Origin of the sequence: Ammonifex thiophilus, assembly GCF_003368535.1 — a bacterium.
GTDB lineage: Bacteria > Bacillota > Desulfotomaculia > Desulfotomaculales > Ammonificaceae > Ammonifex > Ammonifex thiophilus.
In genome coordinates this window covers 142,480-167,562 of record NZ_QSLN01000003.1, presented here as the reverse complement: position 1 = coordinate 167,562, position 25,083 = coordinate 142,480, and the positions used below count along the sequence as shown (strand labels likewise).

Annotated in this window: 22 protein-coding genes and 2 tRNA genes; 14 read left to right on the top strand and 10 right to left on the bottom strand. The window is 57.3% G+C overall.

Annotated elements, in window-relative coordinates:
• Nucleotides 1-164: 164 nt before the first annotated feature.
• The 10 genes from DXX99_RS04265 (at nucleotide 165) to DXX99_RS04220 (ending at nucleotide 9,828) form a co-directional block, all read left to right on the top strand.
• On the top strand, nucleotides 165-947 hold the full coding sequence (locus tag DXX99_RS04265; RefSeq protein ID WP_115792271.1) for a UbiA prenyltransferase family protein: 783 nt from the start codon (nucleotides 165-167) through the stop codon (nucleotides 945-947).
• Entirely contained in the window at nucleotides 914-2,467 is a 1,554-nt protein-coding gene (locus tag DXX99_RS04260; RefSeq protein WP_115792270.1) for a DHA2 family efflux MFS transporter permease subunit, read from the top strand. Before DXX99_RS04265 ends, DXX99_RS04260 begins: the two co-directional genes overlap by 34 nt.
• A complete protein-coding gene (locus DXX99_RS04255) occupies nucleotides 2,448-3,038 on the top strand; it encodes a TetR/AcrR family transcriptional regulator (protein WP_115792269.1) in 591 nt (196 codons plus the stop codon). Before DXX99_RS04260 ends, DXX99_RS04255 begins: the two co-directional genes overlap by 20 nt.
• Nucleotides 3,039-3,094: 56 nt before the next feature.
• Nucleotides 3,095-3,168: transfer RNA gene (locus tag DXX99_RS04250), tRNA-Gln, on the top strand.
• A gap of 5 nt (nucleotides 3,169-3,173) precedes the next feature.
• Nucleotides 3,174-3,249 (top strand) — tRNA-Glu (locus DXX99_RS04245).
• A gap of 139 nt (nucleotides 3,250-3,388) precedes the next feature.
• Nucleotides 3,389-5,002 (top strand): alkaline phosphatase, encoded by a 1,614-nt coding sequence (locus DXX99_RS04240; protein ID WP_205664631.1) that lies wholly within the window; start codon nucleotides 3,389-3,391, stop codon nucleotides 5,000-5,002.
• Nucleotides 5,003-5,188: 186 nt separating this feature from the next.
• Complete coding sequence (gene metK, locus DXX99_RS04235) at nucleotides 5,189-6,370, top strand: methionine adenosyltransferase (RefSeq protein WP_115792267.1); 1,182 nt, start codon at nucleotides 5,189-5,191, stop codon at nucleotides 6,368-6,370.
• Nucleotides 6,363-6,767 carry a PaaI family thioesterase gene (locus tag DXX99_RS04230; RefSeq protein WP_115792266.1) on the top strand — a complete coding sequence of 135 codons (405 nt, stop codon included), beginning with the start codon at nucleotides 6,363-6,365 and terminating at the stop codon, nucleotides 6,765-6,767. Before metK ends, DXX99_RS04230 begins: the two co-directional genes overlap by 8 nt.
• A gap of 54 nt (nucleotides 6,768-6,821) precedes the next feature.
• Nucleotides 6,822-8,702, top strand: coding sequence for a PrkA family serine protein kinase (locus DXX99_RS04225; protein ID WP_115792265.1), 1,881 nt, complete (start codon nucleotides 6,822-6,824; stop codon nucleotides 8,700-8,702).
• Between the two features lie 13 nt (nucleotides 8,703-8,715).
• Nucleotides 8,716-9,828 (top strand): YeaH/YhbH family protein, encoded by a 1,113-nt coding sequence (locus tag DXX99_RS04220; RefSeq protein WP_115792264.1) that lies wholly within the window; start codon nucleotides 8,716-8,718, stop codon nucleotides 9,826-9,828.
• Here the strand turns inward: DXX99_RS04220 and DXX99_RS04215 are convergent.
• From DXX99_RS04215 to DXX99_RS04170, 10 genes are all read right to left on the bottom strand, one after another.
• Nucleotides 9,825-10,844 (bottom strand): alpha-hydroxy-acid oxidizing protein, encoded by a 1,020-nt coding sequence (locus DXX99_RS04215; protein ID WP_115792263.1) that lies wholly within the window; start codon nucleotides 10,842-10,844, stop codon nucleotides 9,825-9,827. The genes DXX99_RS04220 and DXX99_RS04215 overlap by 4 nt on opposite strands.
• A 155-nt stretch (nucleotides 10,845-10,999) precedes the next feature.
• Nucleotides 11,000-11,446 carry an Hsp20/alpha crystallin family protein gene (locus tag DXX99_RS04210; protein ID WP_165847708.1) on the bottom strand — a complete coding sequence of 149 codons (447 nt, stop codon included), beginning with the start codon at nucleotides 11,444-11,446 and terminating at the stop codon, nucleotides 11,000-11,002.
• A 157-nt stretch (nucleotides 11,447-11,603) separates the two neighbouring features.
• Nucleotides 11,604-12,752, bottom strand: coding sequence for a 4Fe-4S dicluster domain-containing protein (locus tag DXX99_RS04205; RefSeq protein ID WP_115792261.1), 1,149 nt, complete (start codon nucleotides 12,750-12,752; stop codon nucleotides 11,604-11,606).
• Between the two features lie 81 nt (nucleotides 12,753-12,833).
• Nucleotides 12,834-15,068: an FAD-dependent oxidoreductase gene (locus tag DXX99_RS04200; RefSeq protein ID WP_115792260.1), complete on the bottom strand. Its 2,235-nt coding sequence runs from the start codon at nucleotides 15,066-15,068 to the stop codon at nucleotides 12,834-12,836.
• Between the two features lie 6 nt (nucleotides 15,069-15,074).
• Complete coding sequence (locus DXX99_RS04195) at nucleotides 15,075-16,325, bottom strand: CoB--CoM heterodisulfide reductase iron-sulfur subunit A family protein (protein ID WP_115792259.1); 1,251 nt, start codon at nucleotides 16,323-16,325, stop codon at nucleotides 15,075-15,077.
• Nucleotides 16,326-16,534: 209 nt separating this feature from the next.
• Entirely contained in the window at nucleotides 16,535-18,442 is a 1,908-nt protein-coding gene (aprA, locus tag DXX99_RS04190) for an adenylyl-sulfate reductase subunit alpha (RefSeq protein WP_115792258.1), read from the bottom strand.
• A 20-nt stretch (nucleotides 18,443-18,462) separates the two neighbouring features.
• The gene (gene aprB, locus DXX99_RS04185) at nucleotides 18,463-18,906 is read right to left on the bottom strand and encodes an adenylyl-sulfate reductase subunit beta (protein WP_115792257.1); all 444 of its coding nucleotides are present in this window, start codon (nucleotides 18,904-18,906) and stop codon (nucleotides 18,463-18,465) included.
• A gap of 221 nt (nucleotides 18,907-19,127) precedes the next feature.
• Nucleotides 19,128-19,991: a zinc metalloprotease HtpX gene (locus tag DXX99_RS04180; RefSeq protein ID WP_115792256.1), complete on the bottom strand. Its 864-nt coding sequence runs from the start codon at nucleotides 19,989-19,991 to the stop codon at nucleotides 19,128-19,130.
• 91 nt (nucleotides 19,992-20,082) lie between these two features.
• On the bottom strand, nucleotides 20,083-21,432 hold the full coding sequence (locus tag DXX99_RS04175; RefSeq protein ID WP_115792255.1) for a HAMP domain-containing sensor histidine kinase: 1,350 nt from the start codon (nucleotides 21,430-21,432) through the stop codon (nucleotides 20,083-20,085).
• Nucleotides 21,429-22,130 carry a response regulator transcription factor gene (locus tag DXX99_RS04170; RefSeq protein ID WP_115792254.1) on the bottom strand — a complete coding sequence of 234 codons (702 nt, stop codon included), beginning with the start codon at nucleotides 22,128-22,130 and terminating at the stop codon, nucleotides 21,429-21,431. The genes DXX99_RS04175 and DXX99_RS04170 overlap by 4 nt, the downstream gene beginning before the upstream one ends.
• 222 nt (nucleotides 22,131-22,352) lie before the next feature.
• Between DXX99_RS04170 and DXX99_RS04165 the strand changes: the two genes are divergently transcribed.
• From DXX99_RS04165 to DXX99_RS04150, 4 genes are all read left to right on the top strand, one after another.
• Nucleotides 22,353-22,889: a PepSY domain-containing protein gene (locus tag DXX99_RS04165; protein ID WP_115792253.1), complete on the top strand. Its 537-nt coding sequence runs from the start codon at nucleotides 22,353-22,355 to the stop codon at nucleotides 22,887-22,889.
• 185 nt (nucleotides 22,890-23,074) lie between these two features.
• Nucleotides 23,075-24,205 (top strand): glycosyltransferase, encoded by a 1,131-nt coding sequence (locus DXX99_RS04160; RefSeq protein ID WP_115792252.1) that lies wholly within the window; start codon nucleotides 23,075-23,077, stop codon nucleotides 24,203-24,205.
• Nucleotides 24,206-24,250: 45 nt separating this feature from the next.
• A complete protein-coding gene (locus DXX99_RS04155) occupies nucleotides 24,251-24,547 on the top strand; it encodes a hypothetical protein (protein ID WP_115792251.1) in 297 nt (98 codons plus the stop codon).
• A 62-nt stretch (nucleotides 24,548-24,609) separates the two neighbouring features.
• Nucleotides 24,610-25,083, top strand: a complete 474-nt coding sequence (locus DXX99_RS04150; protein WP_115792250.1) for a NifB/NifX family molybdenum-iron cluster-binding protein — start codon at nucleotides 24,610-24,612, stop codon at nucleotides 25,081-25,083.

The window sequence follows — 25,083 nt, the reverse complement described above, 5'->3', positions numbered from 1 at the left end:
TTGACAGACTGCTTTTGGACTGGCTAGTCTTCTTTTAGACTAGTGGGTATAAAAATTATACTTTATAGTTTAAAGCTTGAGGGGAGGGAAATTACATCCGCTCGCGCGCTGCGGATTTCACGAAACTAGTTTTGTATCTTTTGCTGCCCCGTCCAGGAGCCATAATGGGCGGTTCCATCTACTTCTGGGGCGGCGTCGTTTACGCTACCTGGTTAAAATATAAGGTTGGAGTTCCGGTGGCTGATATAGCGGTTGTTTGGTTTGGTCTCGAATTCATGGTTAACCAGGCCAAATACTGGCTTAACGATTACCGCGACGCGGCTACCGATCGTCTGCACCCACGAAAGAGGGAACGAGTTTCGGCAGCTGCTTATTTTCCGGTAAGATGGTTGCCTTTTCTCTTCGCCCTTCGTCTCTTTACGGGAATTCTTTTTCTGTCGCTTTATCAACCCCGAGCATTAATCTTCGCTTTACTCCTCCCCTTAATCCAGCTCCTGTACGACAGTATTAAAAGGATTCCCGTAATCAATGCTGGAGTAGCGGCTTGTGGCTCTGTGGTAAGGTTTGCGGCAGGTTACGTTGCCGTAGCAGGGATCTGGCCGCTTCCTTTTCCCTGCCTGCTTGTCTATCTTCAGCGCCTAGTCATTTACGTCGCTGCTTATACTGCCGAGGGGCGTTACCTCTTAAAGCTTGGGACGACGGCCGGTAAAGAGTATACGGTGTTTTATGCCCGGCACCCCTACCTGGAAAAGGCGGTCACCATTTTGTTTTTGGGAGGGCTTGCTTTGGCGCTTGGGCGTTTTATTCCGGGTGGTGTTGCCGTGGCCGGAGTAATTGTGCTCCTTTCCGGGGTGCTTTACTACCGGCTTAACGGGCCGGGAGACAGAATCTACTGGCGGGACTGGAGGGCTGTATGGAGGAGCTTGCGCAGCGGAGAAAATGGCTGATTCTTGCTGCTATCGTCACGGGGCTGGCCCTTGATCTCCTTGACATTACCGTAGTAAACGTGGCCATACCTCATCTTATGGCCGAATTCGGCGTCGGCGTTGATGATATTCATTGGATAAGTACGGCTTATCTCATGGCTATGGGAGTTGTCATACCTCTCACGGCTTTTCTGGCCGACACCTATGGGATGAGACGTCTTTTCTTAATCAGTATGGGCCTGTTCACTACCGGTTCCTTTCTCTGCGGGCTGGCGTGGAATTTCGATACTCTCGTCTTCTTTAGGGTACTTCAGGGATTGGGCGGCGGGATGATCATGCCGCTTGGAATCAGCATCGTTTATCGAACTTTTCCCCCTTCCGAGCGGGATATGGCTATGGGAATTATGGGGGTACCTCTCCTTGTTGCTCCCGCAGTTGGCCCTATTCTCGGCGGTTACCTGGTCGAGCATGCTACCTGGCGCTTGATTTTCTACCTCAACCTTCCCATAGGTTTGCTGGCCATCCTTCTGACCTTTTTGGCGATGCCTGAGTTTGCCCTTCATCCCCGCAAGATAGACTACGTCGGCTTTTTCTTGTTAGCACCAGCTTTAAGCGGTTTTTTGTTGGCCTTGAACAAGGCACCGTCTGATGGCTGGGGTGCACCGTATATTGTGTTGCTGCTGGTTTACGCCGGCTTTTCCTTCGTCCTTTTCCCCTTGTGGGAGGTAGGTCGTCAGGACCCATTGATGGAGATAAAGCTCTTCTGCCACCCGGTCTACACCGCCGGAGCTCTAGCGATAACCTTGGCGATCATGGCCATCATGGGAAGCCTTTTTCTGTTGCCCATTTTCCTTCAGGACGTTCAGGGTTACGGACCACTGGCGACGGGCGTAATTTTGCTTCCCGAGGCGCTGGCGGCAATGGTAGCCCTTCCGATCGCCGGGTTCCTTACTGGCCGGGTGGGACCGGGACCACTTGCTCTTACCGGAACTTCTTTAGTCATCTGGGGTACTCTTGGTTTAACCCGCCTTGGTCTGGATACCACGGTTTCTTTCCTGACGCCAAACCTCATTTTGCTGGGCTTCGGCATGGGTCTAGGGATTATGCCGGTGATGACCGCTGCCCTGGACGTGGTTCCACCGGAACTGAATAACCAGGCAACCAGCATCCTTAACATGTTACGCCAGGTGGGGAGTTCCTTCGGGATCGCCTTGATGTCGACGGTGGCTCAGACGCACCAGGAAGCCCACTTCGTCCACCTGGCAGAAAAGTTTACCTACAACTACCCAATGCTTCCTGAACTTTTAACGCGGCTCTCCTGGGCCTCTATAGGGCCGCACGATTCTTCTGGGGTCTGGGCTTTAATTGCGGCTCAGCTCCAGTTACAAGCTTTTGTATATGCCCTAGACGACGCTTTCGTCCTGGCGGTGATTTTTGGCGTTCTTGCGGCTTTAGGTATTATCGTGTTATGTTGCTTTCGGAAGATAGGTCCGGGCAAAACGAAGCAGGAGGAGGGAACGGATGGAGCGCACTTCAACTAAGCGTTTACCCATTTTTGAGGCTGCTGTTGCGGTGTTTTCTGAGAAGGGATTTGCCAAGGCAACCATGGAGGAAATAGCAAGACGTGCTGGTATTGCCAAAGGCACCCTCTACTATAACTACCGGAGCAAGAAAGAGCTTTTTCTCTCGCTCATCGAGGAGGGCATCGAGCGGCTGGAAGCGGCTGTTAAGCGGGAAATAGCGCGCCGCAGGGATACTTCCAGCAAACTCGAGGCTTTGATCGGAGCTCAACTTAGCTTCTTTGAGGAGTATCGGGACTACTGCAAGCTTCTGCTCAGTGAGGTCTGGGGCCTAGGAAGTAGGTGGGAGAAGCAGTTAGAAAGGCTACGTTCAGGATATATCGGCATTATCAAGGACCTCTTACAGCGGGGCCAGGCGGAGGGAATAATCCGCCAAGACCTGGAAGTCAACACGGCGGCCATGGGGGTGTTCGGCGCCGTGGCAGTGGCTGCTCTCAATGCTTTCCTGTTCGAGCGGCAGTATCACTACGAGAGTCTTCTGCAAACCCTCAAGAATCTGCTTTTCCTCGGACTTAACGAAAGAGAAGGATAGGAGCCTTTTACCCCTTGCCAAAAGGGGAGGAGGTGGCTATAATTAAAAGTGGTCGCTGCGGGATGGTGTAACGGTAGCACGCATGACTCTGGATCATGTAGTCCTGGTTCGAATCCAGGTCCCGCAGCCAAAAGTGGCGCCATCGTCTAGGGGTTTAGGATACCACCCTCTCAAGGTGGAGGCACGGGTTCGAATCCCGTTGGCGCTACCATTAGCACCTAAACTCCTCCCGCCTCGGTCGGGAGGAGTTTTGCTTTTAACCCACCTTTAAATCTTTCAAAGCAATAGTTTTAACATTCCCTCCCTATACTGGTCCTGTAGACCAATAATTTTAAAGGGAGGGATGCCTGTTGAAGCGTTACGCCACCCGTGTCCTTGCTTCCTTCTTGGTTCTTCTTCTGCTCTGTGCGAGTTTCCCGCTTTTACCCGCCTACTCCAAAGATTACCCTGTGGTGAAAAACGTAATTTTTCTCATCCCGGACGGGATGAGTCTGGCGGGAACCACTCTGGCGCGGTGGTACAGAGGGAGCTCGCTGGCTATGGACGAAATGGCCTGCGGCCTGGTGCGGACACATTCTGCCGTTGGCCCCATAACCGACTCGGCTGCGGCAGGGACGGCTCTGGCTGCAGGCTTCAAGACTAATCCCGGGTATGTGACTGTCTTGCCCGACGGTACTCCGGTGGCTTCTGTCTTGGAGGCAGCCAAGCTGGCCGGGAAGTCCACCGGGCTTGTGGTCACCTGCGAGATTCCGCACGCTACTCCGGCGGTCTTTTCTGCTCACGCTCTCAGCCGGAAAGACTACGACACGATCCTAAAACAGCAAGTGTACCAGGGTATGGATGTGGTGCTTGGTGGCGGTCACGCTTTCATGAAGCCAGGGGCCCGGAAGGACGGTGAAGACCTCGTCGAGGCGGTCAAAGCACTGGGTTATGAGTACGTAACCGATCCGGAAGAGCTTCATAAGGTCGAGGCGGGTAAGGTGTGGGGCATGTTTGCTCCTAAGGCTTTAAAACCCGACTTCGATCGCGACCCGGTCAGAGAGCCTAGTTTAGCCGAGATGACCGCTAAAGCCATCGAGATTCTTTCCAAGAACCCGAAGGGCTTCTTCCTGATGGTGGAGGGAAGCCAAATAGACTGGGCAGCTCACGCCAACGACCCTGTGTATCTCGTAAGCGAGATCTTGGCCTTCGACGAGGCGGTGAAAGTGGCGCTGGACTTCGCCAAGAAGAATAAGGACACCGTGGTGATCGTGGCAGCCGACCATGGGAACGGTGGAGTTAGCATCGGTGACCGAGCTACCAGCGGAAACTACAGTAAGCTCCCACTCTCCTCCTTCATTGAGCCTCTCAAGCGGGCCAAGCTTACCGGAGTGGGGTTGGAGGAAAAGCTTGCTCCGGATCGTTCCAACGTCATAGAGGCCGTGTCTCGGTACTACGGGATCGCCGATCTGTCGGAGGAAGAGATTAAGGCTATCAAGGAAGCTAAACCTGGCAAGTTGAGCTATGTTGTGGGGCCGATGCTGTCGAAGCGGGCGCACATCGGCTGGACTACCAACGGACACACGGGGGAGGACGTTGTTCTCTACGTCTACTCCCCCAAGGGAGAGAAGCTTACCGGCGTGGTCGATAATACCGACATAGCCAAGTACATTGGCAAAGTTCTGGGGCTTGACCTGCGGAAGGCCACCCAAGAGCTTTTCGTGCCGGCGAGGATGGCTTTCGAAGCCTTGGGCGCCCAAGTTTATTGGGACGACCGCAACCCGGCAAGCCCGGTGCTGGTAGTCAGCAAAGAAGGGGTGGAGTTAAGCTTGCCGGTGAACACCAACGTGGCCAAGCTTAACGGCAAAACCATCCATCTTAACGGGCTGACCGTTTACTACGGGACCAAAACCTACGTTCCCCAAGCGGCTGTGGATCTCTTCAAAGCCGCCTGGGAGAAGGCTAGGGCTTCTAAAGCCGCCTGAAAAGCTATCAATTTCTCCCCTGCCCTCATTTAAAGGCCGGGAGCTCTGCCCCGGCCTTTATACTTTAGGCTTTTTCTTCTCCGGATTGTATTGCCTCTTAAGATCGCTCATGGTATACTAAAAACCGCTGTTTGTCGCTTCTGTGCCTAAGAAAAACCAAGTTTCGGGGATGGGAGTTGATGGAGCATGGCGAAGCGCCTTTTTACTTCCGAATCAGTTACGGAAGGGCACCCCGACAAGATGGCCGACCAGATATCCGATGCCATCCTGGATGCTATCTTGGCTCAGGATCCGGAGGCGCGGGTGGCCTGCGAAACTCTGGTGACTACTGGTCTGGCCTTCGTGGCTGGAGAGATAACCACTAGGTGCTACGTGGACATCCCGGCGGTGGTGCGGGAGACCATCCGGGAAATAGGCTACACCCGGGCCAAGTTTGGTTTCGACTACGAGACCTGTGCCGTTATCACCAGCATCCAGGAGCAATCTCCTGACATTGCCATGGGGGTAAGCCAGGCTCTGGAGTACCGCACGGGTGTGGAGAAGGACCCCTACAGCGCCATAGGAGCGGGCGACCAGGGGATAATGTTCGGCTACGCCACCAACGAGACGCCGGAGCTCATGCCCCTCCCCATCATGCTGGCCCACAAGCTGGCGCGGCAACTGGCCATGGTACGCAAATCGGGAGAACTTCCCTACCTGCGCCCCGACGGCAAAACCCAGGTGACGGTAGAATACGAGGGGGATCGCCCGGTGCGGGTGCATACTGTGCTGGTTTCGGCTCAGCACCATCCCGATATCGATCTTCCCACCTTACGAGAGGATCTGTTGATGAAGGTTATAAGGCCGGTAATACCACCGGAGTTAATGGACGGGGAAACCCGCTTCCTGGTCAACCCCACGGGGCGCTTCGTCATCGGTGGACCGCAGGCCGACACTGGGCTTACCGGCCGTAAGATCATCGTGGATACCTACGGAGGAATGGCACGGCACGGCGGGGGCTGCTTCTCGGGCAAGGATCCCACCAAAGTGGACCGCTCGGGAAGCTACGCGGCCCGTTACGTGGCCAAGAACATCGTGGCCGCCGGCCTGGCCGATCGTTGTGAAGTGCAGGTAGCTTACGCCATCGGCGTAGCCAGACCGGTTTCGATTAGTGTGGACACCTTTGGAACGGGTAAAGTCCCCGAGGAGCGGCTGGTGGAGCTCATTTACAAGCATTTTGACCTGCGCCCGGCGGCCATCATCGCGCACCTGGACCTGCGGCGTCCCATCTACCGGCAGACGGCAGCCTACGGGCATTTCGGCCGCACTGATATTGACCTTCCCTGGGAGCGGACAGATAAGGCCGAGGACCTGCGCCGCGATGCCTAAAGGGCTCTCACCAGAAGACAACTGGTGCTTCGCTTGCGGCCCCGCCAACCCCATAGGGCTTAAGCTCTCTTTCTCCGAGGAAGGAGAGAAGGTGAAAGCTAGGTTCCGGGTAAAGCCGGAGCACCAGGGGTGGCCCGGACTCATTCACGGCGGTCTGCTGGCCACTTTATGCGATGAGGCTATGGCGCAGTGGCTCTGGCGGCGGGGGTTCGTTGCCTACACCGGGGAGCTTAGAGTGCGCTTCCGCAAGGAAGTGGCAGTGGGAGAAGAGGTATTGGTAGAGGCCTGGCTCAAAGAGAGAAAAAGGGCCCTTTTTCTTTTGATAGCCCAAGTGCTCAATACCGCTGGGCAAGTAGTGGTGGTGGCGGAAGGAAAGTTCCTTCTCAAGAAGCGATGAGCACTTCTTTTCTCCCTCCCTCCGGCATATATTGGCCGGGGGAGGGAGATAGCTTTGGGGTTCTGGCAGCGCCTGCAGGAATACCGGGATAGGGAAGCAGGCCTTAGGTGGGAAGGCACTTTCCGAGACTACCTGGAACTAGTACGCCGTAAACCTTGGATTTGTCAGCTGGCCCACAGCCGCATTTACCGGATGATCCTATCGGCAGGAGTGGAAGAGGTAAACGGCCGTCGGCGCTACTCCTTTTTCACCCGCGAACTTTTCGGTTTGGAAGAGGTCATCGAAAAGCTGGTAGAAGAGTACCTCCGTCCAGCGGCTGAGGGGCTGGAGGTGCGAAAGCGCATTCTTCTTCTGGTCGGACCGGTGGGGGGAGGAAAGTCTACCCTGGTGAACCTCCTGAAGCGGGGCCTGGAGGAGTACTCCCGCACGGAGGAAGGAGCCGTTTACGCTATAAAGGGTTGTCCCATGCACGAAGAGCCCCTACACCTTATTCCTCCTCCCCTGCGGCCAGAGTTCGAGCGCGAATTCGGCGTCCGTATAGAGGGAGACCTCTGTCCCCTTTGCCGTCTGCGCCTGGAAACCGAATTCGGCGGTCGCATAGAAGAGGTACCGGTGGAGCGCATCTTTTTCTCGGAGAAGAAACGCGTGGGCATAGGGACCTTTGCCCCCTCCGATCCCAAATCCCAGGACATTGCAGAGCTCACGGGCAGCATCGATTTCTCCACCATAACCCACTATGGAGCGGAGTCTGACCCCCGGGCCTATTGCTTCGACGGGGAGCTCAACGTAGCCAACCGGGGAATAATGGAGTTCATGGAAATGCTCAAGTGCGACGAGCGTTTCCTGTGGAATCTTATTTTCCTTGCCCAGGAAGGAAACTTTAAGGCAGGGCGTTTTGCCCTCATCTACGCCGACGAGATGATAATCGGGCACTCCAACGAGACCGAGTACAAAGCTTTTGTCGCCAATCGACGTAACGAAGCCCTTCTTTCCCGCATGATCGTCCTGCGCGTTCCCTATAACCTGCGAGTCTCCGAGGAAATCAAAATCTACGAAAAACTCTTGCGCCAAAGCCAATTTGGTGGAGTGCACTTAGCCCCTCACGCTTTGCGGGTTGCTGCCATGTTTTCCGTGCTCTCCCGGCTGAAGGAGTCGCACCGGCAAGGAGTAGATTTGGTTAAGAAAATGAGGCTCTACGACGGGGAAGAGGTGGAAGGCTTTACCCCGGCGGATGTGGAGGAGCTACGGGCCGAGCATCCGGATGAGGGGATGAGCGGCGTGGATCCTCGGTACGTCATCAACCGCCTTTGCGTTGCTTTGGCGGCCAGTGAAGGGGAATGTCTCACCGCCCTAGAGGTCCTGCGCTCCCTTAAGGAGGGCCTAGACCAGCACCCCTCGATAACTCCCGAAGAAAGGGAGCGCATTTTATCGCTTATTTCTCTGGTGCGGCGCGAGTACGACGAGCTGGTAAAGAGGGACGTACAGAGGGCTTTGCTGGCCTCCTTCGAGTCGGCAGCTCAGGCCCTTTTCGAACGCTATGTGGATAACCTCAGGGCTTACTGTCAGGGGATCAAGCGGCGGGATCTCCTTTCCGGTGAAGAAATCTCGCCGGAGGAAGATTTCATGCGCTCCCTCGAACTGCAAATAGGTATAGGGGAGACGGCCAAGAGAAGCTTCCGGGAGGAAATTTTCTTCCGTCTTTCCGCCTATGCCCGACAGGGCAAGAGCTTCAGTTACCGCGACCACGAGGGTCTGCGCGAGGCGGTGGAGAAAAAACTTTTGGCCGACCTACGCGAAATGTTACGCCTTACCCTTTCTTCTTCCGAACAGGGACGGTTGGAAGAGGTCAAAGAGCGGCTGATAAGGCTTTACGGTTACTGCCCCCATTGCGCCAGGGAAGCGATTCGCTATGTGGGAAGCAACCTGTGCACCTGAGGGGGAAAACTAATTGGATTTTCAGATTTTTAAAGAAGACTGGGGACTTTTTCGGAAGGGAGAGGAGGATGCGCGCCGCCACCAGGAAAAGCTAAAGGAGATCATCCGCCAGCGGCTGCCCGAGCTCATCACCGAGGAAAGCCTTATTTTGGCCGACGACCGCCGGAAGGTCCGCATCCCCTTGCGTCTGGTGGAGGAGTTCCGCTTCCGCTTCGCTCCCCACCAGGAGATACTGGTGGGCCAGGCCAACGGTCAGCCGGGGGCGGACGAGGGCCTAGTCTTTCCTGGTACAGGGCGGGGAGGAGCGGGGACAGAGCCCGGCGTTGATTATTATGAAGCGGAGATATCGCTGGAAGAGATAGCCGAGATAGTTTTCGAGGAACTGGCCCTGCCTCATTACGAGCCGAAGAACGCGGCCAGCCGGAGAAGGGTTGAGGAGTGGGGCGATCTGCGCCGCCAGGGGATAAGGGCTTGTCTTGACCGCCGGCGTACCCTCTTAAACGCCCTCAAGCGCCACGCCAAAAAGGGAGGAGAAGGGGAGCTCAGGCTTTGTCCTTCCGACCTGTGCTTTCGGGTAGGGCGTAGTATCGAATCGCCGGAGGCCAGGGCGGTGGTTCTGGCCATGCTCGACACTTCTGGCTCTATGGGCCCTCTGGAAAAATACCTGGCCCGCAGCTTTTTCTTCTGGATGATCCGTTTCCTGGAGGCTAACTACGCCAATGTGGAGGTCGTTTACCTGGCCCACCACACTGAGGCCAGGGAAACCACCGCTTCTGAGTTTTTCCGAAAGGGAGAAAGTGGGGGGACGCGCTGCTCCTCGGTTTACGAACTGGCGCTAGATATAATCGAGACCCGCTATCCTCCTGCGGAATATAACATCTACGCCTTTCACTTTTCCGATGGCGACAATTTACCGGCCGACAACGAGCGGTGCATGGAGCTCATCGGGCAGCTTCTGGAGGTGGCCAACCTGGTGGGTTACGGTGAGATCGAGGGCCCTTACTTTTACACCAGCACTTTGAAGACCGTTTACCAGAGCATAGCGCACCCCCGCCTGGTAGTTGTCACTTTACGCGAGAGAAAGGACGTTTACCGGGCGCTCAAGGCCTTCTTTGCCCGCTTTTAGACGGGGCGCAGTACCCGCGGGCTTATCTCTTGGAGGCTCGAGCAGCCAGTCAGTATCATGGCTTGTCTAAGCTCTTCCGTCATCTGCTCTAAGACGAGTTTCACCCCTTCTGCTCCGCCGCCGAAAGCGCCTATTACAATGGGGCGCCCTACCAGCACGGCCTTTGCTCCCAAGGCCAGGAGCTTCAGGGCGTCTGCTCCCGAACGTACCCCGCCGTCGGCCAGCACCGTGATACGGTCGCCTACCGCCCGAACGATTTCGGGCAGCACCTCGGCTACACCGGGGGTGTGGTCTAGGATGCGACCTCCGTGGTTGGACACCACTATGGCGGCCGCTCCTGCTTCCACGGCCAGCTCTGCTTCGTCCACGGTCATGATGCCTTTGAGGATGAAGGGGAGGTGGGTAGAGCGGATAAGCTCCTTCAGTTCGTCTAAGGTCTTTGGCTCTACTGGCTGCCCCTTAAGGGCCATGGTTATGAGCCCAGCGCCATCTATATCTACTCCTACCGCGGGTGCCCCGACTTTTTCGGCCCGGCGAATCCGCTCTACAACGGCCTCCTGGGCCCGGGGCTTGATGATGGGGATCCCCCATCCCCCTTCGGCGGAGATGGCCTCGATGCCGGAATCATACATCGTGGGGTCGGCACCATCACCCGAGAAGCCGAGCGAACCGGCCATTTTACTCCCCGTGATCACCGCCCCGATAAATTCGCGCTCGCTCAAAGCTCCTCCCATGTTGTAGGTGGTACCGGTTATGGGAGCGGATAGGATCGGGGTTTTAAGCTTGAGGCCAAAAAGCTCCAAGGAAGTGTCGGGATTCTTGGCGTTGTGAATGGTGCGCAGGTTGAGGCGGTAGCGGGCCAAGGCTTCTACATTGGCGCGAAAGCTGGCGCCGGTTCCCACCCCTCCCATGCCGGGGACCTCGCCGGCACAGGCCCGGCCGTCACAGACCGGGCAAACGCGGCAATACCCCTTAAGTTTTTCCCGTGCTGTTTTTCTCACTTCCGCCAAGTTCAAGTTAGCCTTACCCCCTCGGGATTTTTAAGTTATGTTCGTAATGAATCTTAAAACTTCGCTTGCTCCAGCGCGAATTCCTCCTGGGCGGCTGAAAAAAACAGGCCCGGTGAGCCTCAGGCTCACCGGGCCCTGCCGTAGGCTGAAAGAAACCCTTCTTATTCGGGCCTTATTTCCACCTGGTTAGGGCCGGGTCCTTTGGCCTTGGGGACCACGATTTCTAGCACCCCATCCTTGAAGGTGGCCTTTGCCTTGTCCCTCTCCACCGGCACGGGCAGGGGGATAGTGCGAGAAAAACTGCCGTATGCCCGTTCGCTCCGATAGTAGTTCTTCCCTTTGACCTCCTCTTCCCGCTTAATCTCTCCGGTTATGGTGATCTCCTCATCGCTTACCAAGATGCGCACGTTTTCCTTGCTCACACCGGGAAGATCGGCTCGCACCACAATGTTATCTCCCTCTTCTAGCACGTCCACCGCCGGAAACCACGGAACCAGCCGCTGCCTCTCTTCGCGGAAAGGACGAGTCAGGCGGCTCAGAAGCCGGTCGATCGACTCTTCCAGTTCCTGCAGTTCACGCCACGGATCCCAGGGTACCAGACGGGCCATAATCAGCACCTCCCTTGAAGATCCGAGTTTTTGCAAAGAGCTTACGAAATTATTATACCATGATCTGGAACCCATATACAAGACAAGCGCAAGGGAACAAATAAAGGTAGCGGGGGCAAAATGCCCCCGCTACCTTCACGATTCGCACAGAGGCTTTTTAAGCGCTTTGCGCCTCGGCTTCTGTCGCCATCTGGGGCTGCTGCATGGCCCGGGCGCGCTCCCGCAAGCGGATGAAGTAGAGCGCAAAGGGACGGTAGGCTAGGTGCGACCACTTGGCGAACGGCACTTCCAACCCTAGCAAGGGTACGGTGAAGGCCAGGTGGAAGGCAAAGGCGTAGTAGGTGGGTAGAGCTAAATCGGCTTCCATGAAGATTCTGACCAAGAGCCCGGTGAAAATGGTGGGCCAGAGGAGCAGCAGGAACATCCAGTCGGTGGAGTGGGAGAACTGGTGAATGGGCTCTTTTTTCCTGAGCCGCCCGATGATGGCCTCGGTGGTGGCGTAAAGCATGGCGAAGGTAGCATAAGTCCACAGGAGCTTGGCCGGATGCCACCAGGCGGGCGGTTCGTTGGTAAGCGACCAGCGCGTGACCATGTCGATGTTTACCAGCATGAAAGCGATGAAGTAACCCGACATTAAGAGCCAGTGCTTGATCCAGCGGCTCTTGTCGGTACACATCCGCAGCCGGAGCTGGGTGAAGAAGTGCAGGAGCAGGGTCTTGAGCTCTTCGAGGTAAACGCTGGCGGGAAGAGAGATCTTCTCCGGCCCCAAGATGAATTTGTACATGCGGTAGACGTTAGAAAGCAGGAGCACCGCCAGCAAAGTACCAAAGATATAGCCCACCGGGTGCACGATATGGGCGGGGGCGAAGGTTTCAAGCTCCACGTGCTCGGTGACCACAGGCCCGTGGAAGGTATACACCACCCACAGGGTTACGAAAAAGAGGAGACCCACAAAGAACAACTTCCAGAAGTTAGAAGTGTAAAGCAAACGGCCCAACCCCGTCCAGTCGTAAGTGGTGGTGAGGTAGCGGCGCAGGGCCATCATAACCTCGCCCGGGTTGGCCTGCCGGGGGCAGAGGCGCTGGCAGTCGCCGCAGTAGTAACACAACCATGGCTCAACGGAGTGCTTGATTTTTTCTTCCATTCCTAGCTGAACATACCGCATGAAGCGGCGGGGAAACTGGTATTCCTCGGTGGATAGCGGGCAGACCACGGTGCAGTTGCCACAATGGAAGCACTGCGTGGCCGATTGGCCGCCGAACTTCTTGAGCTTCCGGTAAAAGTCCGGATTTACTCTTACCGCCACACACTTTCCCTCCCATTATCGCCATGATTTTGGGGTGGGATGCCCACCGGGGAAAAGCCCAGCGGGCATCCTCCTTCGTCCTTAGAATCCCTTGTAGGGGTTGGGTCCGACTTCCTCTAGCCTCTTGGCGAAGTCCTCGATGATTTCCGGCAACTTGTGCCAGTCCATGATCTCCACCTGGACCATGCGTACTCGATCCGACTCCAGGGCCAAGCGGTCGAGCGTTTCCTTGATCTTGGAGAGACGGTAGTTGCACAGCTCGCTTCCCTTAACGAAGTGGCACTGGTAGTCCTCGCCATGCTTGCAACCCAGGAGTAACACGCCGTCTATTCCCTTGGCCAGAGCGTCGGCGATCCAAATGAGGTTCATAGAGCCCAGGCACCTGAGCGGTATCACCCGGATCCAGGGGCTGAGCTGCAAGCGCTTCATGCCTGCCATATCTAGGGCCGGGTAGGCGTCGTTCTCGCAGGCGAAGACCACAATCCTGGGCTTCTCCTCGTCCTCCTCCGGCACCTCGATGGCTTTGACCATGTTGCCGATCATGTTGACATTGTAGTTCTTGAAGGAGATGGCCCGCTGCGGGCAGGCACCCATGCAGGTAGCGCACCGGCGACAGCGAGTCGGGTTGGGTAGCGGGTTAGCTTTTTCGTCCTCGTTGAGCGCGCCGAAGGGGCACTCCACCGTGCAGCGCTTGCACTGGGTGCACTGAGTCAGGTTGAACTCAGGATAAGAAGTGTCGAGAGAACGCGGGTGCACGGCCATGCCCTGCGCAGTGAGCTCCAGGCACTGGATGGCTTTGAGCGCCGCGCCAGTGGCATCTACGATGGTGGTGCGCATGTCCATGGGGGCCCGTACCGTGCCGGCGGCGTAAATACCCGTGCGCCTGGTCTCGTAGGGGAAGCAGATAAAGTGCGAGTCGGGAAAACCGTACTTGAGAGTAGGGAGCTCGGGCCCCTGCCGGTACTCTAGGTTAAGGAGATCGCAGCGGAAGTAAACGTCGGGGCGCACCAGCGGCCCTTCTTCCTTCTTGCCCTTTTCTTCTTCCTCCTCCGCACCTACCACGATCATCTCGCCCAGAGCGGTGGTGGGCACCATACCGGTAGCTAATACCACCAGGTCTAGATCCTCCACAATTACTTCTTCGTTCACCAGCACGTCCTTGGCCCGGATTACCAGCCGGTTATTGCTGCCCTCTTCTATTTGCGTATTATCGCTGCGGAAGAAAATGACCCCTTCCTCCTGTACCCGCTTGTAGAGGTACTCGTGCTGGCCTGGCGCCCGGAGGTCGCGGTAGAAAATGTAAACAGCCGTATCCGGATCCTTCTCCTTGAGATAAAGGGCTTGCCGCAGAGAATCGACGCAGCAGCTGGCAGAGCAATAGGGGAGATGCTCCGGATCGCGGGAGCCAGCACAGAGGATGAAAGCCACGTTTTTCGCCTCTTTGCCGTCGGAGGGCCGGACAAACTTACCCTGCCGAGCCATTTCCTCTAGCATGTCGGTGGTAATGACGTTGGGGAAGCGGCCGAAGCCTAGGTGTTCAAGCTTGCTGGCATCGTAGGGAACGGCTCCGGTGGCCAGGATTATGGCTCCTACTCGCTCGGTGACGGTACCGTTCTTGGTGCTAATAGTGGCGTCGAAAAGGCCCGGGGCGCCGCTTATCTTCTCCACCTTGGCCGAAGTGTAGATTTTGACGTTGGGCTTCTCCTGGAGAGCTTTAATCCGGTCCTTTATGTCGGGCTCCTCCAACTGGTTGTAAGGCGGCTTAAGGGTTACCTGCTTGTAAAGCCTAGCGGCCCAGCCGCCCAGCTCTTCGTTCTTCTCCACCAGAACGACCGGGTAGTTAGCCTTGGCAGCTTCCAGCGCGGCTGTGATCCCAGCTAAGCCTCCGCCGATGACCAGAATGGTCTTAGAAATTTCCTCTACCTTGTAAGGCTCCGGCACCTGAGCATCCTTGGCCTTGACGATGCCCATGCGCAGCTGATCCTCCGCCAGCATCTGAGTGTCCTCGTCTCCCGGCGGATGGCACCAGATGCCCTGTTCGCGGAGGTTGACCCTTTCCACGATGATGTTAGGCCCGAAGTCGAAGACCTCGGTATTGACCCGCGGGGAACAGCCAGCTATTACTACCCCGTCCACACCCTCTTTCTCTATATCCTCCTGGATGAGTTGGCGACCTTCGGCGGAGCAGAGGGCGGGGTGGGTTTTGACGAGCTCTATCTTGTACTCCTTGGTGGCCACTTTGGCCAGGGCTTCCAGGTTCAGCCCTTCACCTAGGCCACAGCCGGAACACAGGTAAACGGCTATTTTCTTCGCCACGGTACCTTACCTCCCCCTTATGGACTGAAGCGCCCGCAAAGCAGCCGCAGTAGCTTCTTGCACGGCAGCCGCCACTTCTACCGGCCTGGTTACGCAGCCGGCGCCGTAAATGCCCGGGGTTTCATTGAGGATAAAGCCGTCTTTATCCAGCGCCACCCGGGCCGGCGGCGGGTTGATCTTGGTGGTGGGCATCATGCCGGTGGCCAATACCACCAGGTCGAAGGTTTCACTTATGAGCTTCCCTTCACTTTGATCTTCCACTTTGAGGGTGAGGTCCTTAGTGGCAGGATCCTCGGTGATCTCGCCCACCTTACCCTTTATGAAGGTGATGTTAGCCTCGTTTTTGGCTCGGTTGAAGAAGTCTTCGTAGCGGCCCAGTGCCCGGATGTCAATGAAGAAGAAGTAAACCTGCGCTTCCGGATCTCGCTCCTTGACGTAAAGGGCCTGCTTGAGCGAGGCCAGACAGCACACGGTAGAACAATAGGGGAGATGGTTTTCGTCGCGCGAGCCGGCGCACTGTACGAAGGCTATTTTCTTGGCAGGCTTGCCGTCGGAAGGGCGCAAGATCTGTCCACCCGTAGGGCCGTCCTTGCTGGCCAGGCGCTCCATCATCACGTTGGTGATCACGTTGGGGTAGCGACCTGCCCCGTACTTTTCCAGCTTGGTGATGTCATAAGGATCCCAACCGGTGGCCCAGATGATGGCTCCCACTTGCAGGGTGAGGGTCTCCGGCTGCATGTTGAGGTCTACTGCCTTTACCGGGCAGACTTCCGCACACTTGCTGCAAGAAGTGCCCTGGCAGAATTGCATATCTATGACATACTTATAGGGAAAAGCAAAAATATGGGGAAGGTAGATGGCTTTGGTCTTATCTAGGTTATAATTAAACTCGTTGGGCCTTTCTGCCGGACACACCTCTACACACTTGCCACAAGCTGTACAGGCAGCTGTCACGTAACGCGGATTGATCTTTACCTTGACCTCAAAATTACCCTCTTCGCCCTTAATTTCTTCCACCTGGGCTAGGGTGTAAACGTGGATGCGGGGATTATTCTTGATGCGCTTAAAGTTGATCTCCAGGCCGCAGTTGGGGGGGCAGAGCTTGGGGAAGTACTGGTTAAGTTGAGTCACCCTTCCGCCCAAGTAAGGGCGCTTTTCCACCAGGTAGACTTCTCCTTGGCTGGCTTCGGCCACTTCGACGGCTGCGGTGATGCCACTTATGCCGCCGCCTACTACCAGCACGTTCTGGCTACCCACGCCTTATCACCGTCCCTCTCAGCATCACTTTTCCTCCTCTGTAAAAACGATATTGAGTACTTTCGTTTGATTAAATTTCGACGAAGGAGGGGAGTTCTCCTGCTGTATAAGCGCAAAAAGTGATAGTGGGACTTAGCGCAATACCGATGCAAGAAAAAGGAAAGTGGCGGGCGAGCCGCCACTTTCCCTGCCCGCCACTTGAGATCTGCTTAGGGAATGATGTTGTGAACGGGGCGCTTGAAGACCGACCACTCGCCGGTGTTGGGATCCCAGCGCAGGTTGACGAAGCACTTCCAGTTCTGCTCGTCCATCTTGGGGAAGTCGGCGCGGAAGTAGTAGCCGGGCCACCGTGTCTCCTCGCGGAAGAGCATCGCCCGGACGTGTGCTTCCGCCTGCATGGTGCGCTGCACGTTCTCGCACACCCGCATGAGCTCGTGCAGGTCGCGGGCGATCATCTTCTCGCCGTCCTCCTTCAGCCACTGGAGGAGCTGCAGCGCCCGCTCGAGCTTGTACTTGTTGGTGGTGAAGTTGGAACCCCAGCCGCCGGCGTACTCGTCCATGATCTTCTGCAGGCGGAAGAGGTACTGCCGCGGCAGGATGTAGTGCGGGTTGACCTCCGGCGTGGTGGCGTAGTCCTTGTACTGCTCGAAGATCTCGAAGGGCCGCAGGAGCCACTTCTTGAACTCTTCCACCTTAGCCATGTCCACGTTGGGCTGGGTGTTGTTCTCCAGAATGAACTTGATGGCCGACTTGGCGGCAATACGACCCTCAGTGAAGGAACCGGAGGAGAACTTGTGCGGGGAGGCGCCCGAAGCGTCGCCGGCTGCGAAGAGGCCCTTCACCGTGGTCATGTTGCAGTAGCCCCAGCAATAGTCCTTCTTGGACTCCTCGGTCTGCACATCCTCCGGACCGGAGACCCAGGCGCCGGAAGCGCCGGAGTGGGAGCCGATGAAGTAGGGCTCCGCGGCGGCGATCTCCGACGGGCTCTGCTCCGGACGGATGTTCATGGCCGCCCACAGGTTGGCCTGGGCGATGGTCATGTCGAGGAAGTCCTCCCAAGCCTCGCTCTCCAGCTGCTTCATCTTCTTCTTGAAGGCCTTCTCGTCGTCCTTGTAGGCGGCGGCGAGGTTGGCGATGGCCTCCTCCGTCCGCATCAGGAGCGGATCCTTGCCTTCCAGCACCTCCAGCATGCCCTGGTAGTTACGGAGGTTGGCCGGCAAGGGCTTAGCCGAAGCGTAGGGCTCCCACGGCTCGAGCTCCTTCTTGCGGGTGACCGTGTACTCCTCGCCCATGGTGTTGGTGGCGCGGGACTTGAAGAGCAGGAACCAGGCGCCTACCGGGCCGTACGCATCCTTGAAGCGCACGGGGATGAAGCGCACTTCCTGGCAGGTCTGCTCCGCACCCGCGCGGGCGGTGAAGTAGAAGCTCGCGCCGGAGTTAAACGGCGGGTACCAGGAACGGCCGAAGCCTTCGCCCTGAGAGCGTGGCCGGAAGACGTGCACCGCACCACCCATGTTGCAAACCACGGCCTTGGCCTTGAAGACGTAGATCTTGGGCTCGCGCACGCTGAAGCCCACCGCACCCGCGATCCGGTCGCCGTCGAGCAGCGGCTCCATAATAAACACGCGCTCGTAAAGCTCGCCCTTGTCCCCGAGCTCCTTGAGCGCGTTCTTGGCCGCTTCGGCCACGATGATCTTGTAGGACTCGCCGCTGATCATCACCTGCCAGGCGCCGGAGCGGATGGGCTTGCCCTCTTCGTCACGCCAAATGGGGAGACCCCACTTTTCAAACAGGTGCACGGTGGAGTCGACGTGCCGCCCGATGTTGTAGACCACGTCCTCACGGCAGATACCCATGAGGTCATTGCGGACGTAGCGGACGAAGTCTTCCGGCGTCCGCTCGCCACCCTTCATGTTGAGGTAGAGGTTGATGGCGGACAGACCCATGGCCACGGCACCGCTGCGATCGAGGGCCGCCTTGTCCACTACCGTCACCTTAAGACCGTACTTCTTGGCCCAGTGACAGGCCTCTACCGTGGCACCGCAACCGGCCATGCCGCCGCCCAGGATCAAGAGGTCGGTGGTAACTTCTACCGTTTCAAAGTTCGGTACCGGCATTCTTCCTGACCTCCTTTGCGTTACTTCTTAAGGGTGGGAATTTCTACACCCGTGGAATCGGGTTCGGTGAAAAGGTAGATGCTGTTGATGTCATCGGCTTTGCCGGGCCCGAACCCGCCGTCGGGCTGAGCAGAGCCTTCCGGTGTGGTGCGGATAGGGAACTTGAAGCGCTTGATTTCGCCGTCGCGGAACTGGATGGTCCACATGATATCCTGGGAGCCGCGGAGAGGTACGCACTTGGAGCCCATGGGTACGAAATCGGCGTAGCCCCTCAAGTCGATGGCCTGCTGTGGGCAGATCTTACCGCAGCACAGGCACTCCCAGCACATCTGGGGATCGCGCTGGTAGGCCTTCATGCGCTCCTTGTCGAGTACCATGAGGTCGTTGGGGCAGATGTACATGCAGGCCGTCTTGTCCTGACCTTTGCAGCCGTCGCACTTTTCGGTGATTACATAGGCGGGCATAACTCAACCTCCTTTTCGTGGTGATCGCTGGACTTCAATGGTAATCTCCTTGACTAGCCAGGATTTCTCTCACGCTCTCTTAATATCACCTCCCCAGAGTAAGTATCCCACCCGCCAGACTTTGTGTTTGTGGTTATTTTAACAAGGGTAGCTAGAAGAGTCAAGCAGTCAAAATAAGAGCTTGATCGAGATTCCAAAAGCTTTCGTGGCGATTCTCTAGGTTAGCGCCCTATTTTGTGCAAATTTCTCTGAATGGCCTGCAAACGCTTTACCCGCTCGGCGATGGGCGGGTGAGTGCTGAAGAGGGAAGCCAAGGCTTCACCGCTAAGAGGGTTAACGATGAAGAGGTGGGAGGTAGCAGGGTTTACATGCATGGGTATCTGCTGCGAGGCTTTTTCCAGCTTCAAGAGGGCGCTTATCAGCCCGTCTGCCCGGCCGGCGATGTGCGCGCCGGTAGCGTCAGCCTGAAACTCGGCAGCGCGGGATATGGCCAGCTGGATGATAAGGGCGGCGAAGGGCGCCACCAGGGCCAGCACCAGGGCGGCGATGGGGTGATAACCTCCCTCTTCGCTGTCCCGGTAGCCGCCAAAGATAAAGCCCCAGCGCACCACATCGGCGATGAAGGTTATAGCACCGGCCAAAGCTGCGGCGATGGTGGCTATCAGGGTGTCACGGTTCTTGATGTGCGCCAGCTCGTGTGCCAGCACTCCTTCGATCTCTGCTTCGTTAAGATAATGGAGCAAGCCCTCCGTCACCGCCACCGCGGCGTGTTGCGGGTTGCGCCCGGTGGCGAAGGCATTGGGCTGGGGGGAAGGAGTGAGATAGACTCTGGGCATGGGAAGGCCGGCCCGCCGGCAAAGTCTCTCGATAATAGCGTAAAGCTCCGGGGCTTCAGATGGGCTTAAGGGACGGGAGCCGGTCATGGCTATGGCTATCCTGTCGCTATAGTAGTAGCTGAGGAAGTTTATTCCCAGCGCGATGAGGAAAAAGATTAGGGCCCCGCTCGTACCTCCTACGAGCCTTCCTATTAGCACCAGGATGGCTGTGAGGAAAGCCATGAGCATTACCATGCGCACGCGATACATCGTCGCCTTATCCCTCCGGGAAGGTGTTTTTTTTACCTCTCAGCTAGAAAATTATTATGGCATAGGCGCCAGGTGACAGCAAGGCAGGAGCCTAAGGGCTTGGCGCCGAGGGGAGTATCAGAGTAAAGGTACTTCCCTGGCCGAGTTCGCTCTTCACCTCTATACGCCCGCCATGGGCTTCTGCAATGCTTTTGGCCAAGCAAAGGCCGATACCGAAGCCCTTGCCCTGCTCCCGCGCCGAGTCCAAACGATAGAAGCAGTCAAAAATCCGGTTTATCTCCGTGGGCGGTATGCCCACCCCTGTGTCCGCTACTTCAAGCCTCGCTTCCTCACCGACCACAGCGAGGGAAACCATCACCCGCCCTCCGGGGCGGTTGTACTTGATGGCGTTGTCCACCAAGGCCCAAATAGCTCGGCGCAAGTAGTCCCGGTCTCCTCTCACGCGCACGCGGGGAAATTCTTTTTTAACCACGGTGACCCCTTCCGCTATTATTGCGGCGTCGCTTACTATTTCATTTACCAGTTCATCTAGAGCTATCTCCTCCTGGCGCAGCCCCGCCGGTGATTGGATCCGCATGAGGAGCAGAAGGTCGTTTACCAAGCGCTCCATGAGCCCCGCTGCTCGGTTGATGGCAGCAGCTGCTTCGGCCACCACTTGGGGATCTTCTTTGCCCCAGCGGTAGATAAGACCGGCATAGCTCTTTATCACGGTCAAAGGGGTGCGGAGGTCGTGCGAAACGGCCGCCATGAACTCCTTTTGTTTGCGAAAGCCTTCTTCCAACTGGTCCAACATGTGGTTGAAAGCTTGAGCCAAGGCGCGAAGCTCGTCCTTGGGTCCAGGCAACTCTACCCGCCTGTTCAGATCTTCCGGACCTATGCTCAACATGGTCCGGGTCAGGGTGCTGATCGGCTCTAGCGCCAGGCGGGTGAGTACTAAGCCTCCCAGGGCGGCCAAGCCGAGTCCCACCCCCTCCAGCAGCAGGGAAAGGCGCAGGAGGCTGAAAAGAAAGCGGTACTCTTGGGTCAGAGGCCGTGCCACCTGTACCGAGCCCCAGGGGAGTTTCCGGCCGTAAAGGATGACCTGTTCTCCGAAGATTTGCCGTTCTACAGGGGGACCCACGTAGGAGGGTAAGGTCGCCTGGCCCAGAGAGCGCGAGCGCTGCACCACTCCGTCGGGCCCGGTTATCTGCACCCAGAGCACGGGGCTGCCAGCCACTTGGGTAAGCTCAGGATCGTCGAGGTCGATATGGACGTGGCTACCGTTTCCTCCCTCGGAAGTACCGGCCAGAGCTTCGATCCTACCCACGGCGTCAACGACTTCCTGCTCGGCTTGATTTACCAGCAGATGCTTCATACCGAAGAAAACGGCTGCCAGAATCACCGCCAGGACCAATACCAGAGCTATGGTGTACCAGAGGGTCAAGCGCCAGGTAATTTTCATTTTTCTTCCTCCCGGAGCACATAGCCCACACCGCGCACCGTGTGTATGAGCTTTTTCGGGAAGGGGTCGTCTATTTTGGCCCGCAGGTAGCGAATATAAACGTCTACTACGTTGGTGTTGCCAAAGTAGTCAAACCCCCATACCCGGTTGAGGATGGTTTCCCGGTCCAAGACCACTCCGGCATTTACCGCCAGATAATGAAGGAGATCGAACTCGCGCTTGGTGAGATGGATCTTTTGGCCACCGCGCGTGACCGTCCGGGTCTTGGGGCAGATCTCCAGATCGCCTACCACCACTTTGTCGCTCTCCGGACCGTCTTCCTTTTGCCGCCTCAGTCTGGCCCTTATCCGGGCCAGGAGTTCCTCGGTGGCGAAGGGTTTACAGAGGTAGTCATCGGCCCCCGCATCCAACCCCTGGACGCGGTCGTTCACGGCGTCGCGGGCGGTGAGCATGATTATCGGAACCGAAGACCTCTCCCTTATCCGGCGGCACACCGAGAAACCGTCCATTCCCGGGAGCATTATGTCTAGAAGGATGAGATCCCAGTCTTCTTCCGTCGCTCGGACCAACGCCCGGTAGCCGTCCCCCACCGTTTCTACGGCGTATCCCTCATGTCCCAATTCCAGCTCTAAAAAACGCGCCAGGCTCCGGTCGTCTTCCACCACTAGGATGCGCGCCTTTTTGGTTCCCTGCTCCACCGGTTATCCCTCCCGCTCTCTTCGATTATAAACCCGCTTGGTCGGAGGCGGTGGTAATTCTAAGCAAATTCTAATTTTCCTTTAATTGTCCTCTAAGGACGAAGGGCTAAACTGGCGGTGGGGAAGGGAGGTGAGGCTAGTGTAGAGGGAGCGGTACCCAAGCCCCCCGTTTCCCGAAGTGGGTTCGCCACCGAATTTTAATTAATCATGGAGGGAGAGGTCATGAAGGATTGGAGCAAAAAGTGTCTGGGTTATCTGGCGGCTGGGTTGTTTGCAGTTGGTGCAGTGACCGGAGCGGGAGCGGGACTGGCCAAGGCAAGGGCTGCGGCTGGGACTGCTCCGGTAGTGGCCCAGTCGGCGATGGTGGAGTCCAAGCAGAATGTCCAGGTAGAGGAGCAGCAACCTTCTTACGCGGCCAGTATCCGGGTGAACGAGTTGCAGCAAGATAACGAGCAGGCCGAGGCTCAGTATCTGGCCAAGCTGGCCAAGATAACTCCCGACGAGGCCAAGGCTGCGGCCCTCAAGGCTGTTCCTGGTCAGGTGACCGGTGTCTCGCTGGACAACGAGAACGGTAACCTGGTGTACAGCGTCGAGATCAAGAACGGCAACGAGGTAGTGGATGTGAAGGTGGATGCCGGCAACGGCCAGGTTCTCGCTCAGGACAGGGGCCAGGACGAGGAAAAGGGCGGTAAAGAGTTGAAGCAGAAGGAGAAGAAGGAGGAGCGGGAGACCGCTCCCGAAGCCGAAACCACCCGCTAGGCTTTCGCGCCCCTGCTCTTTACACCCCGGGCATCATTGCCCGGGGTTTTTATTTGTCTGTAGCGATGGTAGAATGGTGAGGCAACAGCAATGGCTCTCTGCCACTTAGGGGGAGGTGAGGCTCCATTTTTAAGTTTCTCGTTTCCCTGGCTTTGCCGCCTTATACTTGGGAAGAGAAGACCGTCATGGACACCGCCCGCTTCATGACCTTAAATCTCGCCGGTTTTGCCCGCAAGCTTTTCCTCAACCCTCCCCTTTCCGGCCGACAGGCGCTGGCCATGAGGCAGGGGCTTCACCTCTCTTGGCGCTTTTACCGGGAGGGAGAGGTCTGGATCGGCATCCCTCCGCTGGGGGTACTTCCTCTTTCCGGCCCCGCGGGCCGCGCAAAGCTCCAGTACTCCCTCCTCACCCTGGCCTTTCCCCTCAAGCGCTTGCTGGGGCCACAGTGGAGGAAGCAAACCCTTTTTTACATTCCCTCGGGAGCACTCCTCTTGGGAGCGGAACTGGTCAGGCGCCTCAAACCTTCCTACTTCATCTTAGATGTTTTGGACGACAATCTGAACTTCCCTCGCGTTAAGGAGAAGCACCGCTTGAAAGAAACCTTCATTTACCTGGTGGGTCGGGCTACCCTGGTGACGGCGGTTTCCGAGCCGCTGGTGGAGCACCTGCGGGTAGAGTTCGGGATAAAGGCGCACTACCTGCCCAACGGGGTAGAGGTGGAAAGGTTCGCTCCCTGCCCCGCTTACGAGGAGCCTTGGCCAGAGCTCGCCTCGCTGGAGAGACCCATTCTGGGCTTCGTTGGCACTTTGACCGACTGGATAGATTACCGGCTTCTTTTGGACTTGGCCAACAGTCTTAGCCACGGGCAGGTGTTGCTGGCGGGGCCGGTGGTAGAAGATACCGTGCCTGCCGATTTATGGGAGGCTTTGAAGCGGCACCCCCGGGTCGTTTTCCTCGGCCCTCAGCCTTACGAAAAAGTTCCTCATCTTCTGCACCAACTCGATCTCCTGCTGCTTCCCCGCAACTACCTCCCCCACTCTCTAGCCTGTGATCCCCTGAAGCTCTATGAGTATCTGGCTACCGGAAAGCCGGTGGTGGCCACCGATCTGCCGGCCGTCAGGCGCTTCGCCGGGTTAGTCTATGTGGCTCGGGGGCGGGAAGAGTTTATAAAACTGGTAGACAAGGCTTTACGCGAGTGGACACCGGAGAAGGCTGATAGGGCACGCCGGGCAGCGGAGAGTTTTTCCTGGCGCCGCCGCGCCGACAGGATGATTAACCTCCTGAAGGAAGTTGCGCCAGGAGTGCATCCGGCATAGTAATGGCTTTGAGGAAATATTTTCCGGCCAAGGGGGGTAGGCCGATTGTTTAACCGGCATCAGGAGGGGAAGACTTTACCCAGGGGAATACATGAAGGATTACTCGACGCCATCGGAATCTTCGCTTTTCTGTTCGGTACGAGGCTGGGGCGGGAAGAGAGGCTTCCAACATCTGCTGAGCTACGCGACTACCTGGACTATGCAGGGGTGTCCTTTGGCGTAGATCTCCTACTCTATGCTCCTCCGCACCGCCCCGTAAACGTCTACCTGATGACGGCTATCGATGCTTTCCTGACCGGGCTCGCGGCCGGGATCATGCAGCGCCACCGGGGAAAGAAGTAGTTGACATATGCCCATAATGGAGGTATGCTTAAGCTAAACCCAAGTTTGGGAGGAGGAACAAAATGAAGGTAGCCGTATCGGCAACCGGGCAGGGGCCAGAAGCCCCGGTAGACCCCCGCTTTGGGCGCTGCCCCTATTTCGTCATTTACGACACCGACAGCGGTACCTACTACGCCGTGCCTAACCCAGCGCAAGCCGCGGGAGGCGGGGCCGGCATTCAGGCGGCCCAGACCATAGTCGCCCAAGGAGTCAGTGCGGTGATCACCGGCAATTTGGGTCCCAACGCCTTTCAGGTACTCGCGGCGGCGGGCATCAAATGCTACGTGGGAGCGGGAGGCACGGTGCAAGAAGCGATAGAGGCTTTTCGCCAGGGGAAGCTCCCTCTGGCCAGTGGCGCTACCGCGCCCCCTCACGCCGGCGGTGGCTGGGGCGGAGGTCCTGGCGGCTGGGGATGGGGACGTGGTGGCGGCGGAGGCCGTGGCGGCGGTGGCTGGGGTGGAGGCCGTGGCGGTGGACAAGGTCGTGGGGGGTGGTAA

Excerpts from the sequence above, each read along its gene's own strand:
- DXX99_RS04180 (WP_115792256.1), bottom strand. The coding sequence starts at position 19,991 with ATGTATCGCGTGCGCATGGTAATGCTCATGGCTTTCCTCACAGCCATC.
- aprA (WP_115792258.1), bottom strand. The coding sequence starts at position 18,442 with ATGCCGGTACCGAACTTTGAAACGGTAGAAGTTACCACCGACCTCTTG.
- DXX99_RS04165 (WP_115792253.1), top strand. The coding sequence starts at position 22,353 with ATGAAGGATTGGAGCAAAAAGTGTCTGGGTTATCTGGCGGCTGGGTTG.
- metK (WP_115792267.1), top strand. The coding sequence starts at position 5,189 with ATGGCGAAGCGCCTTTTTACTTCCGAATCAGTTACGGAAGGGCACCCC.
- DXX99_RS04150 (WP_115792250.1), top strand. The coding sequence starts at position 24,610 with ATGAAGGTAGCCGTATCGGCAACCGGGCAGGGGCCAGAAGCCCCGGTA.
- DXX99_RS04255 (WP_115792269.1), top strand. The coding sequence starts at position 2,448 with ATGGAGCGCACTTCAACTAAGCGTTTACCCATTTTTGAGGCTGCTGTT.
- DXX99_RS04260 (WP_115792270.1), top strand. The coding sequence starts at position 914 with ATGGAGGAGCTTGCGCAGCGGAGAAAATGGCTGATTCTTGCTGCTATC.
- aprB (WP_115792257.1), bottom strand. The coding sequence starts at position 18,906 with ATGCCCGCCTATGTAATCACCGAAAAGTGCGACGGCTGCAAAGGTCAG.
- DXX99_RS04230 (WP_115792266.1), top strand. The coding sequence starts at position 6,363 with ATGCCTAAAGGGCTCTCACCAGAAGACAACTGGTGCTTCGCTTGCGGC.
- DXX99_RS04160 (WP_115792252.1), top strand. The coding sequence starts at position 23,075 with ATGGACACCGCCCGCTTCATGACCTTAAATCTCGCCGGTTTTGCCCGC.
- DXX99_RS04265 (WP_115792271.1), top strand. The coding sequence starts at position 165 with ATGGGCGGTTCCATCTACTTCTGGGGCGGCGTCGTTTACGCTACCTGG.
- DXX99_RS04210 (WP_165847708.1), bottom strand. The coding sequence starts at position 11,446 with ATGGCCCGTCTGGTACCCTGGGATCCGTGGCGTGAACTGCAGGAACTG.
- DXX99_RS04175 (WP_115792255.1), bottom strand. The coding sequence starts at position 21,432 with ATGAAAATTACCTGGCGCTTGACCCTCTGGTACACCATAGCTCTGGTA.